Raw genomic sequence first — 13,734 nt, forward strand, 5'->3', positions numbered from 1 at the left:
TTCTCAAAGGGTCAAATCATCGGCGTGACCGCACCATCCATCGCCACGATGGCACCCGTCACATAGCTGGCCTTCGCCGACGCCAGAAACAGCACCGTGTTGGCGACTTCTTCCGGCGTCGCGATGCGGCCCAGCGGCAGGCGCGCGGTGGCGCGTTCCAGTGCCTCGTCGGTGCCGATGCCCTGCAGCTTCGCATCGGCCTTCATGCCTTCCTGCAGCCGCGCGGTCAGCGTGAGGCCGGGGTTCACCGCGTTCACGCGCACGCCCTTGGCCGCATAGGCCGCGGCCATGCCGGCGCTCACCAGCATCAGCGCCGCATTGGCCGCGCCGCCGGCCATGTGGACCGGGCTCGCGACCTTGCCGCCCTGGCCGATCACGTTGACGATGGCGCCGCGCCCGCGTTGGCCCATGCGCTTGACCACCGGGTCGATCATGTGGATGTAGGTGAAGTACTTGGCGTCCATCGCGTCGTGCCAGGCGGCGGGCGTCAGGTCGTCGGGCGGAGTGCGGCGCGCGGCGCCGGCCGAGTTGACGAGCACGTCGACCGCACCGAAGGCCTTCTCGGCCGCATCGAGCGCGGCCACCGCGCTGGCCGGGTCCTTCAGGTCGGCCGCGTGCAGCGACACGCGGCCCTCGGCCTGTGCGAAGGCCTCGACCAGCGTTCGCAGGCCCTGCTGCAGGTTCTGCAGGTCGCGCGACACGAGGCTCACGCGCGCGCCTTCGCGCAGGAAGCCCAGCGCGCAGGCCAGGCCGATGCCCTTGCTGCCGCCGGTGATGAGTACGTGCTGGTCCTGAAGCTGGAGGTCCATGAAAGCGTCCTTGGTGGATGGGGTGTGCCGGCGATTGAATCACCGCCGTGAAACCCCTGCACGCACGCGGCCGGGCGCCGCGCTTTCTTTCAAGGACCGGAACGGGCCGTAGCGCCGTGTCAGCGCCGCGCCGCCGCGCGCCGCAGGGGTTCGGGCTCCAGCGCGCCGGGCGTGGTGTCGGTCGCGTCCCGCAACTGGCCGTCGTGGTCGTGGTGCACCAGCAGTTGCCGCGTGCGCTGCCAGGCTGACAGGCGTGCCGGCGGCACCTCGATGTAGGACGCCAGCGCGAACAGCGACGACTGCTCCTGGTCCGGCGGCGCCTCGCGCTTCTGCTGGCGGCGGCGCCACGGCGCCATCACCAGCATCGACACCAGGATCACGCCGATCACCACCGCGTACAGGCCCAGCAGGTGCAGCACTTCGGGTTGCGAGCGCGCGCCCAGCACATAGGGCCATGCATACCAGATGGCGCAGAACCAGATGGCGATGGTGACCGCCGGGCGCAGCACGCGCAGCCACAGGTACATGGCCAGCGTGCGCTGCGGCGAGCGGCCGTTGCCGAAGGCGCGCAGCGAGATGCGCGCGGCGTCGATGATCGGTTCTTCCCCCGCGGGCTGGCCCCAGGAGCGGCGCCGCGTGGGCGGGCTCATGTCGGCGTGCGTCTCGGGCGGCTGGGAATGAGCGTGGGACTCATGGGGCATCGGAAACTCCTCGGTCGGGGCTCGTCCACACCGCGCGTTTGCCGCGTCGGCGTATCAGGGCTTTGGGAAGGGCGATGACGGTGGTCGCCATCGTGATGGTCCAGAAGGCGATCGGGTACCAGATCGTTCCGGCGAAATAGCGCATCAGGTCGCGGTCGTAGCGGCGATCGATCCACAGGCTCAGCAGCATCTGCAGGATGCAGGTCATGGCCAGCAGCGTGCCCTGCCAGTGCGGCAGCAGCGCCGAGTGCCAGAGCGAGTCGGTCGGCAGGAAGGGGCGCGCCAGGCTCACGAGCAACACCAGCGCCATGGCATAGGCCCACACCACGCTGGTCATGTACTCGGCGTAGATGAGCCACATGCGCCAGTTGCCCGGTCGCAGGATGCGCGGCGTGTAGCGCAGCATGGTCTGGATGCCGCCGACGGCCCAGCGCAGGCGCTGCTTCCAAAGACCGCGCAAGGTCTCGGGCATCAGAATCCAGCACAGCGCACGCGGCTCGAAGCGAAGCTGCCAGCCCGAGAGCTGCAGCTTCCAGCTCATGTCGATGTCTTCGGTGAGCACGTCGGGGCTCCAGAAGCCCACTTCGATCACGGCGCGGCGGCGGAACATCGCCAGCACGCCCGACACCGTGAACAGCGTGCCCACCAGTTGCTGCGAGCGCTTGATGAGGCCGATGATCGAAGAGAACTCGCCCACCTGCATGCGCCCCAGCAACGTGGTGCGGGTGCGGATGCGCGGGTTGCCGGTGACCGCACCGATGCGCTCCGAAGCCAGCATCGGCTGCAGCATCCAGGCGATGGCGTCGGCGTCCACCAGCGCGTCGCCGTCGATGCCCAGGATGTATTCGCCGCGCGCCAATTGGCAGGCGGTGTTCAGGCCAACCGCCTTGCCCTGGTTGCTGGCGTTGTGGATCACGCGCAGGCGGCTGTATTCCTTCGTCATCTCGTCCAGCAGCTCGCCGGTGCCGTCGGTGCTGCCGTCGTTCACGGCAATCACTTCGTAGTTGGGGTAGCGCGTGCGCATCAATTGCTCGATCACTTCGCGCAGGTGCGGCACTTCGTTGAAGCACGGCACCACCACGGTGACCAGCGGGCGGGATGGCAGCAGGTCGAGCGGATCGACGTCGGTGTCGCGCTTGCGCTCGAACACCATGGCGTGCGAGAGGCCGCCGGCCATCCACACCCAGGCCATGAAGAAGGGGTAGTAGAAGACGAAGCCGAACAGCAGCGAGGGCAGGGTCTGCGCGAGGAAGTGGCTGGTGGTCATGGCGACCGTTCTCCTTGCGCCGGCTGCGCGGGTGCGGCTGTTGCAGGTGCCGTTTGCGGCGGCGTCTCCGCAGCGGGAGCAGTGGACGAACGCAACGCGCGCGGCAGCAGCGTGCGGACCGAGATCGCGCGACGCACCACGTCCAGCGATGGCTGGTTGTTCAGGAAGTCGTCGGGGTAGTAGCCCAGGTGCCGCACGCCGGCGCGCTGCAGCAGCGTCCACTGGCGCGTCAGTTCTTCGTCGGGCACGGGCTTGCCGGTGCGCCAGTCGCGTGCCTGCAGCTCGAACACGGTGCCGTCCAGTCCGCGCGGCGTGTCGGCGGCGCGGCGCGCCAGGCGCGTGAGCCAGGCGTCGCTCGCGACCGCACTTCGGGCTTCGCCTTCCATGCGCGGCATGGCCATCAGGCCCACGTAGTCGTAGGCCGCGAGCGATGCCTCGTAGTTCTGCGCGAACCACTGCTCGGCCTCGGGTTCGAGCACCGGCCGCGCATAGAGATTGCGCGCGGTCTCCAGGTTGGGCCGCCACACGCCCACGCGCGCCATCAGCTCCTGTGTGAACTCGATCAGGTAGCGGGTCTTGGCGGTGGTCCAGCGCGCCATCAACGCCCGGTCGGCGCGAATCGCGGCCACGTCGGGCGGCAGGCCCCACTTCGCGTAGGTGGCGAGCGCGGCGGGGCTGGCGTCTTCGTCGTCGGACAGCATTGCGTCGTCGTGGAACAGCAGGCCCTCGAAGAAGGCCTGGCGGCCCAGGTCTTCGTAGATGTCGCCGACCAGCGTGCGCACTGCCGGGTCGAAGGGCGTGAGCCGGTGGTAGCGGTCGGCCGGCATCTTGCCGCCCTGCGTCATCACCGTGTGCGTGGCCAGCGGGTTCGATGCCGGCAGGCGGAAGGCCGTCACCGGCATCCAGGCGTAGACCTTCACGCCGGTGCGGCTGCGCAGTTGCCAGGCCGCGCGGCTGAACAGGTCGGCGCGCATCGGCAGGTGGCGGTTGGGAAAGTACAGCGCGTCGGCCACGCCGTCGCCGTCGGGGTCGGCATAGGCCTGCAGGAACACCGAGCGCGGGCGCACGGCGGCCACGCGGTCGATCAGCGCCGAGAGGTTGCGCTCCTGCTGGGCCGGGTCGGGGTCGTACACATAGTCCAGGTCGACGTGCATCACGCGGTTGACCGGCCGCACTTCGCCGCCCACCGGGCTGCGCAGCAACTGGGCGTATTCGGGCGCGGTGTTGTCGTAGGCCGCGAGTGCGCGGCGGATGCGCGTGAGCGGCACGGCCGGCGTGTTCGGTCCGTCGTCCAGCGTGAAGGTGATCGGCATGCCCGCTCGTTCCGATGCCTTCAGCGCCATCGCGTTGTAGGCGCCGTAGGGCCAGACGGTCGCGCGCACCTTGGCGCCGGTGCGCGCCTCGATGATCTCGCGGCTGCGGCGCAGATCGGTCTCGACGCGCTGCAAGTAGGCCGCGTCGTCTTCGTAGCGGCCGGTCTTCGGGTCATAGCGGTGCGTGGCCGCGGCCGGCAGCATGTTGCCTTGCGGGTTGGCCTGGATGCCGGTGTGCATGGCGTCGCTGTGGCTCGCGAGTTCGACCAGGCCCGAGCGCGCCATCTCGGCGGCCTCGCGCCAGAGCAGGAAGTTCTCGCGCGGCGCAGGCTTGTCGCCCCAATGCACCATCTGGCCTTCGGGCACGTCGAGCCAGCTCGTCACCAGCGCGAACAGCGCCGGGTAGTTGTAGCGCTTGAGCAGCGGAAACACCTTGGTGTAGGCGCTGCGGTAGCCGTCGTCGAAGGTCAGCAGCACCGGCCGGGCAGGCAGCGGCTTGCCGCCGGCGCGCGCGTCCACGATCTGCTGCAGGCTCACCGGGTGGTAGCCGCTGTACTGCAGCCAGGCGAACACCTCGGCGAGCGAGAGGTCGTCGATGGCGGTTTCGTCGGGCGAGTTCTCGAAGCTCGCACGCACGCCGGTGCGCACGTCGTGGAAGGAGAGCACGCGAAAGCTCACACCGTCGTCGGGGTCGGCCGGCGGCAGCGGTTGGGCCAGGGCGAGCCGGGGCAGGGCGCCGAGGGCGAGCGCCAGCAGCAGCCACAGCATGGCCACGCGCAGGAAGGTGAGGGGGTTCTTCGTCGGCATCACGGCAGGGGCATCGAGAGGTTCAGGAAAACGCCGCGCTGTCGTTCGCGCACGCCGTCGTAGGGATGGCTGGAAATGCTCAGGCCGTAGCGCAGCGTGAGCTTCGGGCCGAGGTTCCAGCGGTGTTCGTAGCGCAGGGTCCACATCGGGCCGCTGCCGAAGCCGGCCTGGTGGTAGCTGCCGCCGCCGAGTTCGACGGCCTGGAAGAACTGGCGGTCGTCGCTTTTCCAGTTGAGCCATTGCGCACGCGCGGTGAGCTGCACGCTGCCATCGCGCGACGGGTTGAAGTAAGGCGTGTCCAGCGCACGGCCACGGCCGGTGTCGGCCTCCAGCCGCGTTTCGAGCTGAAAGCGCGGCGTGCTGATCCAGCGCTCGCGCCAGCCGAGGCCCAGGCCGTCGCGCACGTTGCCGTCGCTGAAGTCCAGGCGCTGCCATTGCAGGTCGAAGCGGCGCGATTCGTTCACCACGTAGCCCACGCTGGCGCCGGTTTCGCGCGCGCCGATGCCGGCCACGCGCGCCTTCCACGGCAGCTCCTTGCTATCGCCGTCGTAGGTGGCGGACAGGCGCCATGCATCGCTGACGCGGTAGTCCAGCCGCCCGGCCACGCTGTTGCGGTAGGGGCCGGTGTTGCCGTGCTGCAGCGCGCCTTCGGCCAGCCAGGGGCCGCGTTGCCAGTTGAGGCCGATGCCGCCGCGTGCCCAGTTGGCGTTGCCGATGTCGGTGTTGCCCCGGCCCAGCGTCTGGTCGTAGAACACGCGCCATTCGTCGTTGATGAGGCCCGAGCTGAGCCGGCTGTCGATGCGCCATTCGCGGCTGGCGATGGCCGCGCCGCCGTTGGAGGCTTCGGCGTCCACGTCGAGCCGCGGGCCGGTGATGGCGCGCCGCTTGCGTTCCATGTCGCGCACCTCGGCGGTGTCGGGCACGTCGGCCACCAGCGCTTCGGCGCGCTGGCGGGCGTTGCCGTACCAGCCTGCGTCGAGCAGGGCTTCGACATGGCCGACGCGCGCGCTGGTGTCGTAGGGCTGGTCGGCGGCCTGCGCCTCGAAGCGTGCGAGCGCGGCCTCGGGATGTTCGCGCAGCCGCTCGGTGAGGCCCGCGCCGTAGGCGTAGCCGGCGTTGAGCGGTGCTTCCTGCGTCAGCGTGGCAAAGCGTTGCTGCGCGAGCGCCGGCCGGTCGGTGTAGAGCTGCATCAGCCCGCGCATGCCGCTCACGTCGGTGTACTGGCCGTTGGGGCGGCCGGCTTCGGGCGTGAGGCGCAGCAGGGCGGGCGTGCCGTCTTCGAGCCGCTTGAGCAGCGCTTCGGCGTCCTCGAAGCGGCCGGTGTCCTGGTAGGCGTAGACCAGGCCGAAATAAATGTCGTCGGGCATCGGCAAGTCGGCACCGCCCTTGGCGACGGCTGCTTCATAGAGCGGCGCGGCCTCGACCGAGCGGCGTTCCTGCGCGAGCGCGCGGGCTGCGGCGCCGAGGCCGTAGAACGGCAGATCGGCGCCGGCGGCGCGCAGCGTGCCGTACAGCGCGATGGCATCGGCGGGGCGGCCGCGTTCGACCAGCGCGAGCAGGCGGTCGGACTGCAGGCGCACGCGCAGGGCGCGCCATGCGTCGGTGTCGGTGGGGTCGGCTTGCAGCGCGGCGGCGTCGAGCCGGGTGAGTGCGATGTCCTGGTCTGCCAGCACGCGGTCGAGCGCGACCACGCGGGCCGGGCCCAGGCGCTGGTCGCGTTCCTCGATGGCCCAGTGCAGCCGTTGCGCCAGCGCCTTCTGCTGCAGCGTGGACAGGGCCAGCGCCGAGAAGCTGCCGGGGTTCGCGCGCTCGGCCGCATCGGCGTCGTCGAAGGCGGTCGATGCCGCGCCGTTGTCGGCGAGCAGGAAGTCGGTTTCGCGGCGCAGGTCGCGACGCTCGGGGCGCAGCGCGCCGGCCTCGGTGTAGGCGGCCAGCGCCTGCAGCGGCTTGCCTTCGGCGCGGGCCACGGCTGCGCGCAGTTCAAGCAGCGCCACGCGGTCTTCGATCTGTTTGGCGGGCTCTCGCGAGAGCGCGTCGCAGATCGCCTTCGCGCCCGCGACGTCGCTGGTGTCGAGCCGCCAGAAGGCTTCGTGAATGCGGGGCTCGCGCGCCGCCGGTTGCCGTGCGCGCCAGATGGCGATGGTGTCGCCCTGCAGCGCGGTGTCTTGCGTGCGCCGCGCGGCCAGCGCGAGCGGGCCCAACGCGTAGTCGCTCAGCTTCGCCGGCGACAGTTGACGGCCCAGGGCCACGGCCTCCGCGAACTGGCCGTCACCGGCTGCGATGGCGATGGCGTCGGACGCCACGCGTTGCCGTTCCTTGTCGGCCAGCGGCGCCGCGAGCCATTCCTTCAGTTGTTGCAACGCCTGGGTCGGCGTGATGCGTCCGGCACGGCGCGCGAGGATCAGCGCGTCGTGTTCTTGCGAGCCGTAGGCCACCGTGCCGCGATCGGCGGCGGGTGGGTTCGTGACAGGTGACTGGGCCAGCGCCGTGGACGCGCCGAAGGCCAAAACACAAACAATCGATGGAAATCCCCGCGCTGCCGATGCGAGGTGTTGAGACAACGAACGGGCGAGCGCCGATTTGCGCCCAGCCGTGACCGTGCCTCCAGCTATTTTCTGGATGAACACTCTGCTCCCTTTGACTGACGCCTTCCATGCAGCAAGCAGCCGCGCTGGAAGCCGAACCACCCATCCGAAAAGATCAGATCGGGTGGTTCTGAAAGATGACTCTTACAACGACTTTATTGACGATAGTTAACAAACGCAAACTAAAGTGCCAGGAAATCGTTATAAGTGTGAACAGGTTGGCTATATTTCCGCCGCAATCAACCAGCCATGTCGGACAAGGCCCCGTGATGCGGATAGGTGTCCGGCCTAAGATCCAAGCGATGAACGCCTCTGCAGCCCCTTTGCCCCGCTTCTGGTCCCAGCTCACCACGCGCGATTTCGCCGCGCTCGATGCGGCGGCCACCGTCGCGGTGCTGCCGCTGGGCGCGACCGAGCAGCACGGCCCGCACCTGCCGCTGGGCGTGGACACGGTGCTGGCAGACGGCATCGTGGCCGCGTCGCTGCCGCTGTTGCCGGCCGCGTTGCCGGTGCTGTTTCTTCCGACCCAGCAGATCGGCCTGAGCCCCGAGCACGCGCGCTTCGCGGGCACGCTCACGCTGTCGGCCGAGACGCTGATCCGCATGTGGAATGAAATTGGCGCCGGCGTGGCGCGTGCGGGCGTGAAGAAGCTGGTGCTGTTCAATGCGCACGGCGGCCACGTGGGCGCGATGGACATCGTGGCGCGCGAGCTGCGCGCGGCGCACGGGCTCATCGTCTACAGCGTGAGCTGGTTCAACCTGCCGCTGGGCGATGCGGGCGCGCAGTTCAGTGCGCAGGAACACCGCTTCGGCGTGCATGCGGGCGAGATCGAGACGTCGATGATGCTGGCGCTCACGCCGCAGCTCGTGCGCATGGGCGAGGCGCAGGATTTCCGTTCGACGTCAGAGCAGCGCGCGGCCGACTACGCGATCCTCGGCAACGGCAAGAGCGCCAAGCTCGGCTGGGCGATGGAGGACTACAACGCGCACGGCGCAGCCGGCAACGCGGCTGCGGCAACTGCAGCGAGCGGCCAGGCGGTGATCGATGCGGCCGCGCAGCAGTTGGCGTTGCTGCTGGCTGAAGTTTCGCGTTTGCCTTTGAGTACGGCCAATACGGAGCCGCTGCCGTAGGGTGACATTTCGGCTTTTGTTCTTCGCGGGGCGCGATTTGGGCGCTGCTGTTCAGGGCGTCGCCCACGCCGACACGGTGCTCTTTTTCGCGAATGTCCCCCGCTTCGCTCCTCCTTTATTTAGCTAAAAAGAACACCGTATCGGCGTGAGCGTTGGACAGAGCGGTTGTTGATCGCAGGATCACCAGCAGCGTGTCCATGTGCGAATGACACCGGGTGCTCCCCGCAGCGAAATAAAGGAGGAGCGAAGCGGGGGACATTCGCGGAGGGGAGCTCCCGGTGTCATTCGCACTCGCCCCGGACAGAAGCCCCCGGTCGTCAACAACAAAACCCGAGACGGCCTCAGGAACCCGAGCGCCCCAGCACCCCAGCGAACATGTCCGAATCGACATTGCCGCCACTCACGCTGATGCCCACCGTCTTGCCGCGCCAGCGCTCCTGCTGCTGAAGCGCCGCTGCAAGGGCCGCGGCGCCCGCACCCTCGGCCACGTTGTGCGTGTCGCTGAAAAGGATGCGCATGGCTTCCGCGATCTCGTCGTCGGTGACGGTGATCACGTCGTCCGCTTCACGCAGGATCATCTCGACCGATTCGGGCACCGGCGTGCGGCAGGCCATGCCGTCGGCCAGCCGCGTCGTCACCGGCGATTCGACAGGCTTGCGCGCACGGAAGGAGTCGCGGTACGCCGTGGCGTGTGCGGACACCACACCGATGAGCTTGGTCTTCACGCCGCAGTGCGTGCGCGCGACGGCCGCGCCGGCAAATCCGGAGCCCAGGCCGATGGGCACGAAGAGCACGTCGGGCGGCGCCTCTTTCAGTGCGTTGAAGAACTCCACATACGCGGTCGACACGCCCCGTACCAGCTCGCGGTGGAACGAAGGCACGCGGTGCAACGCGTCGCGCTCGGCCAACACGGCCGCATGTTCGAGCGCCGCCTGGAAGTCTTCTCCATGCTCGACCAGCGTGACGTCCAGCGCGCGCATCGCAGCGTTCTTTTCGAGCGAGTTGCCGTGCGGCACCACGATGGTGGCGGCCAGCCCGTGGCGGCGTGCCGCGAAGCCGACCGACTGGCCGTGGTTGCCGCGCGTGGCGCTGATCACGTGGTGCACCTCGGGCTGCTCGCGCGCCAGGGTCTCGAAGTAGGTCAGGCCACCGCGGATCTTGAAGGCACCGGCCGGCGTGTGGTTCTCGTGCTTGGCCCAGACCTTGGCGCCCAGGCGCTGTGCCAGCAGCGGCCATGCGTACTGCGGCGTGGGTGGCATGGCCGCATGCACTGTGCGCTGCGCGGCTTCGATCTCTTCATGGGTGAATCTCACGGGTGTCCTTCTTGCGGGGAATTACTTGCGTTCGGTCAGTGCCACGCGCACGGCCAATGCGGCCAGCACGCTGCCCATCACGTAGCGCTGGGCACGCAACCAGCCGGCGCTTTGCGACAGCACGGCGGTGATGCTCGCGGCGCCGACGATCATCACGGTGTTGACCACCGCGCTGGTGGTCATCTGCGCGATGCCCAGTTGCATGCTCTGCAGCAGCACCGAGCCGCGCTCGGGGTGAATGAACTGAGGAAAGAAGGACAGGTAGAACATCGCCACCTTCGGGTTCAGCAGGTTCGTGAGAAAGCCCATGCGGAACAGCTTGGCCGGTGGGTCGGCCGGCAGCACGCGGGCCTCGAAGGGGGCATTGCCGCCGGGCTTGACCGCCTGCCATGCGAGCCACAGCAGGTAGGCCGCGCCGGCGAGGCGGATCGCGTCGAATGCGATCGGCACCGCCAGCAGCAGCGCGGTGAGGCCGAGCGCCGCCGCGAGCAGGTGCACAAGGAAGGCCATCAGCACGCCGCCCAGCGAGATCAAGCCCGCGCGGCGGCCCTGGATGAGCGTGCGCGAGACGCAATAGATCATGTTCGGGCCCGGCGTGAGCGCCAGCAGCAGCGAGGCGAGGGCGAACCAGGCGATTTCTATGAGGCTCAACATGGTCAGAGTCCTTGGGATTCGAGTGTGACGGGGCCGCGCGGCGTGTCGAGCACGGCCACGAGGTTGGGTGGGCCGGCATCGACAGCCATGTCGGCCATGCCGATGGTCGCCAGCGCCGCCGAGAGATCGGCCGCGCGCGGATGCGTGGCACGCAGCGCGCGCATCGAGAGGCCTGATGCCGGCATGGCATCGGTCGGATGCACCGGGCCCCACTGGATCAGCGTGGGCAGTGCGCCGTAGAAAAGCCGCTGGCCGTCGTCGCGCACCGCGATCTGCCATTCGAGCCGGCCGGCCGGCGTGTCGCGCGAGGCTTCGAGCAACTGGCCGCGGTCGATGTGCGCGTGCTCGTCGTGCGCGAGCGCGTGCAGCGCGGCATGCGCATCGGGCACGCGCGCCACGAAGTGAATCAGGCGCGGGCCGTGCTGCGCGAGCCCGGCCTGCAGTGCGCCGTCATCGAGATCGAACCAGCGGTGCGTGCCCGCGCGCGAGGGCCGCTTGCCGGGCTCGATCGCGATGATCTCCAGGTAGGCGGCCGGAAAGGCGTCGCTCGCGACATTCAGCAGCCGGTTGTGCGTGCCCATCAGCGGATGCGCACCGCCCGGCCCGGGCGTGACGCCAAGCGTGGCCTCGCACCACGCCACGCCCTCGGCGAGCGAGGCGGCGGCGATCACGAGGTGGTCGAGTCGGGCGTGCATGGCGGGGTGCGGACTACAGCGTGACGGTGCCGTCGATGCAGGTCACGGCGTCGCCGCCGACCCAGATCTTTCCTTCGGCGTCGCGCTCGATGTACACGCGTCCGGCGCGGCCCAGGCACTGGCCTTGCGCGGCCAGGTAGCGCTCGGGCATGTGGCCGTCGGCAATCAGCCATTCGGCCAGGCTGGCGTTGAGGCTGCCGGTGACCGGGTCTTCCTGCACGCCGATCGGCTCGGCGAAGGCGCGCACTTCGAGGTCGATCTTCGCGCCATCGCTGTACTCGGCGGCACGGCGATTGCCGAAGGCGCGCGCCTCGCGGTTCGAGCGGCCGATCAGCGGCGAGGTGTCGAGCGCCGCGGGCACGCCGGCCACGCCGGCCTTCACGCCCAGTTCCCTGAGCATGCGGTGGTCAGGTTGCAGTTGCAGCACCACGTCGGCGTCATCGACCAGCAGGCCGAACCAGACCGGCCCGTTGTCGAGCACCTGCGCCGCGATGATCTGCTGCGCCTTCAGGCCCAGCGCGCCGGCCACCTTGGCCAGCAGCGCGGGGCTCGGTGCGCTGCGCTTGAGCGGCGGCGCGGCAAAGGCCAGCCGCTCGCCTTCGCGCCGCAGCGGCACGAGGCCCGCGCCGCATTCCTGCACCACGAGGCCCGCCGCCTTGGACTTGCCGCCGGCGCGCAGCCACGCATGGCAACTGCCGATGGTCGGATGGCCGGCAAAGGGCAGCTCGCCACCGGGCGTGAAGATGCGCACGCGGTAGTCGGCGGTCGGCGCGGTGGGCGGCAGCAGGAAGGTGGTTTCGGACAGGTTGGTCCACTGCGCAAAGCGCTGCATCGCGGCGTCGTCAAGGTCGGTGCCGTCGACAACCACGGCGAGCGGGTTGCCTCGGTAGGCCGTGGCGGTGAAGACGTCGACTTGCTGGAAGGGGCGGGATTTCATCGGGTTCATTCAAGGGAAAGGTCGAGCACGCCACGCGCGCCCGGACGGGAAAGCAAATCGGCGTACCAGCGCTCGACGTTCGGCCAGCTCGGGCGGTGGTATTCGGCGGCCGGCAGGCCGAACCAGCGGTGCGCTTCGCAGCCGATGGGAATGTCGGCCATGGTGAAGCGCTCGCCGGCCATGTAGGGCCGCTTCGCGAGGTGGGCATCGAGCATCGCGAACAGCGCTTCGCTGGCACGCACCGAGGCGTCGATGAGCGCGCCTTGGCGCTCCGACGGCGGCGTGCGCACCCATTGCACGAAGGCATCGCGGCTGGCGCGGTTCAGCGTGGTCTGCTGCCAGTCCATCCAGCGCTCGGCGTCGAAGCGCGCGGGCAGCTCGGCCGGATAGAACTCGCCGTGCGAGTGCCGGGCGCAGAGGTAGCGCACGATCACGTTCGATTCCCAGAGCGTCACGCGCTCGGCGCCTTCGCCGTCGTCGATGGTGGGCACCATCGCGTTCGGGTTGAGCGCCAGGTATTCAGGCGTTTGCACCACGCCGAAATTGCCACCGGCCTCGGTGCGCTGGAAATCGAGTCCGAGTTCCTGCGCGCACCACACCACCTTGCGGACGTTGATCGAGCTGATGCGGCCCCAGATGTTGAGCATGGATGAGGTTCTTTCTTTCTTTGTTCTGGTTCGATGAGGCTCAGGCCACCATGACGCGCGCCGTGCTGGACACGCGGATCGAGCTGCCCGGCGTGGGGGGAACGTCGGCATGCAGGCGCGACAGCATGCCCATGTCTTCGCCCTGTACCACGTCGATGGCGCCGCCGTGGGGCCAGTCGATGTCGCGCAGGTAGCCGGCGAGCGCGGCTGTCGCGGCGCCGGTGGCGGGGTCTTCGTAGACGCCGCCGGAAGCGAAGGGGTTGCGCGTATGGAAGCGCTGCGCGCTTTCTGCGTAGACCAGCACGATGGTCGCAAGACCCGCGCTGTTCATCAATGCACGGCCTGCTTCCAGCTCGTAGTGCATGGCGGACAGCGTGGCGCGGCGCTTCAGTGCCAGCAGCAGATGGTCCGCGCCCGCGTGCACGATGGCCGGCGGCACGCGCGCATCGAGTTCTTCAGGCGCCAGGCCGAACAGGGCCAGCGCGGCCGACACGAAATCGGGCGATGCCGCCGCGCTGCGCGTGGGTGGCGACTGCAGCGCGGCCGCGATCACGTTGCCATCGCGCCGGCCTTCGACCGTGATCTGCGCATGGTTGAGCGTCAGCGCGAACACGCCGTCGCCGTGCTGCAGCGCGAGCGCGGCACCGAGGGCGATGGTCGCGTGGCCGCAGAACGGCACTTCGGATTGCGGCGAGAAGTAGCGCACGCGCCAGCCGTTGTCGGTGCGGGCGGCGAATGCGGTTTCCGAGAAGCCGACCTCTGCCGCGATGCCTTGCATCTGTGCCAAGGGCGGCAGTGCATCGCCAATGACGACGCCGGCGGGGTTGCCGCCCGTCTCTCCATCCGAGAAGGCTGCGATCTTCAGAACGTTCATGG

The 13,734-nt window shown here is 69.2% G+C and carries 12 protein-coding genes; 1 reads left to right on the plus strand and 11 read right to left on the minus strand.

Translation table 11 applies throughout. The annotated features are described in order from the left end of the window. Window positions 1-11: 11 nt before the first annotated feature. From H7F35_RS15725 to pgaA, 5 genes are all read right to left on the minus strand, one after another. The gene (locus tag H7F35_RS15725; RefSeq protein WP_187113743.1) at window positions 12-809 is read right to left on the minus strand and encodes an SDR family oxidoreductase; all 798 of its coding nucleotides are present in this window, start codon (window positions 807-809) and stop codon (window positions 12-14) included. Window positions 810-928: 119 nt separating this feature from the next. Then, window positions 929-1,510 carry a poly-beta-1,6-N-acetyl-D-glucosamine biosynthesis protein PgaD gene (gene pgaD, locus H7F35_RS15730; RefSeq protein ID WP_187113744.1) on the minus strand — a complete coding sequence of 194 codons (582 nt, stop codon included), beginning with the start codon at window positions 1,508-1,510 and terminating at the stop codon, window positions 929-931. Beyond that, complete coding sequence (pgaC, locus tag H7F35_RS15735) at window positions 1,500-2,777, minus strand: poly-beta-1,6-N-acetyl-D-glucosamine synthase (RefSeq protein WP_187113745.1); 1,278 nt, start codon at window positions 2,775-2,777, stop codon at window positions 1,500-1,502. The genes pgaD and pgaC overlap by 11 nt, the downstream gene beginning before the upstream one ends. Beyond that, window positions 2,774-4,897 (minus strand): poly-beta-1,6-N-acetyl-D-glucosamine N-deacetylase PgaB, encoded by a 2,124-nt coding sequence (gene pgaB, locus H7F35_RS15740; RefSeq protein WP_187113746.1) that lies wholly within the window; start codon window positions 4,895-4,897, stop codon window positions 2,774-2,776. Before pgaB ends, pgaC begins: the two co-directional genes overlap by 4 nt. Next, window positions 4,897-7,404 carry a poly-beta-1,6 N-acetyl-D-glucosamine export porin PgaA gene (gene pgaA, locus H7F35_RS15745; RefSeq protein ID WP_187113747.1) on the minus strand — a complete coding sequence of 836 codons (2,508 nt, stop codon included), beginning with the start codon at window positions 7,402-7,404 and terminating at the stop codon, window positions 4,897-4,899. Before pgaA ends, pgaB begins: the two co-directional genes overlap by 1 nt. Window positions 7,405-7,784: 380 nt before the next feature. Between pgaA and H7F35_RS15750 the strand changes: the two genes are divergently transcribed. Then, complete coding sequence (locus H7F35_RS15750) at window positions 7,785-8,612, plus strand: creatininase family protein (protein ID WP_187113748.1); 828 nt, start codon at window positions 7,785-7,787, stop codon at window positions 8,610-8,612. Window positions 8,613-8,953: 341 nt separating this feature from the next. Here H7F35_RS15750 and H7F35_RS15755 read toward each other — a convergent pair whose 3' ends face one another. Genes H7F35_RS15755 through H7F35_RS15780 form a run of 6 tightly spaced genes read right to left on the minus strand, consistent with a single transcriptional unit; the run spans window position 8,954 to window position 13,732 of the window. Continuing rightward, window positions 8,954-9,925 (minus strand): threonine dehydratase, encoded by a 972-nt coding sequence (locus tag H7F35_RS15755; RefSeq protein ID WP_187113749.1) that lies wholly within the window; start codon window positions 9,923-9,925, stop codon window positions 8,954-8,956. 21 nt (window positions 9,926-9,946) lie between these two features. Continuing rightward, window positions 9,947-10,579, minus strand: coding sequence for a LysE family translocator (locus H7F35_RS15760; protein WP_187113750.1), 633 nt, complete (start codon window positions 10,577-10,579; stop codon window positions 9,947-9,949). A 2-nt stretch (window positions 10,580-10,581) separates the two neighbouring features. Then, window positions 10,582-11,274, minus strand: a complete 693-nt coding sequence (locus H7F35_RS15765; RefSeq protein WP_187113751.1) for a VOC family protein — start codon at window positions 11,272-11,274, stop codon at window positions 10,582-10,584. A gap of 13 nt (window positions 11,275-11,287) precedes the next feature. Continuing rightward, window positions 11,288-12,211: a PhzF family phenazine biosynthesis protein gene (locus H7F35_RS15770; RefSeq protein WP_187113752.1), complete on the minus strand. Its 924-nt coding sequence runs from the start codon at window positions 12,209-12,211 to the stop codon at window positions 11,288-11,290. Window positions 12,212-12,216: 5 nt separating this feature from the next. Continuing rightward, a complete protein-coding gene (locus tag H7F35_RS15775) occupies window positions 12,217-12,858 on the minus strand; it encodes a glutathione S-transferase family protein (RefSeq protein ID WP_187113753.1) in 642 nt (213 codons plus the stop codon). A 40-nt stretch (window positions 12,859-12,898) separates the two neighbouring features. Continuing rightward, complete coding sequence (locus tag H7F35_RS15780) at window positions 12,899-13,732, minus strand: PhzF family phenazine biosynthesis protein (RefSeq protein ID WP_187113754.1); 834 nt, start codon at window positions 13,730-13,732, stop codon at window positions 12,899-12,901. Window positions 13,733-13,734 lie beyond the last annotated feature (2 nt).

It is taken from the genome of Variovorax sp. PAMC26660 (assembly GCF_014302995.1).
In the GTDB taxonomy this organism is placed as follows: Bacteria; Pseudomonadota; Gammaproteobacteria; order Burkholderiales; family Burkholderiaceae_C; genus Variovorax.

Bases quoted from the DNA above. Each gene is read 5' to 3' on its own strand.
- H7F35_RS15725 (WP_187113743.1), bottom strand. From the start codon at position 809: ATGGACCTCCAGCTTCAGGACCAGCACGTACTCATCACCGGCGGCAGC.
- H7F35_RS15760 (WP_187113750.1), bottom strand. From the start codon at position 10,579: ATGTTGAGCCTCATAGAAATCGCCTGGTTCGCCCTCGCCTCGCTGCTG.
- pgaB (WP_187113746.1), bottom strand. From the start codon at position 4,897: ATGCCGACGAAGAACCCCCTCACCTTCCTGCGCGTGGCCATGCTGTGG.
- H7F35_RS15780 (WP_187113754.1), bottom strand. From the start codon at position 13,732: ATGAACGTTCTGAAGATCGCAGCCTTCTCGGATGGAGAGACGGGCGGC.
- pgaC (WP_187113745.1), bottom strand. From the start codon at position 2,777: ATGACCACCAGCCACTTCCTCGCGCAGACCCTGCCCTCGCTGCTGTTC.
- H7F35_RS15775 (WP_187113753.1), bottom strand. From the start codon at position 12,858: ATGCTCAACATCTGGGGCCGCATCAGCTCGATCAACGTCCGCAAGGTG.
- H7F35_RS15770 (WP_187113752.1), bottom strand. From the start codon at position 12,211: ATGAAATCCCGCCCCTTCCAGCAAGTCGACGTCTTCACCGCCACGGCC.
- pgaD (WP_187113744.1), bottom strand. From the start codon at position 1,510: ATGCCCCATGAGTCCCACGCTCATTCCCAGCCGCCCGAGACGCACGCC.
- H7F35_RS15765 (WP_187113751.1), bottom strand. From the start codon at position 11,274: ATGCACGCCCGACTCGACCACCTCGTGATCGCCGCCGCCTCGCTCGCC.
- H7F35_RS15750 (WP_187113748.1), top strand. From the start codon at position 7,785: ATGAACGCCTCTGCAGCCCCTTTGCCCCGCTTCTGGTCCCAGCTCACC.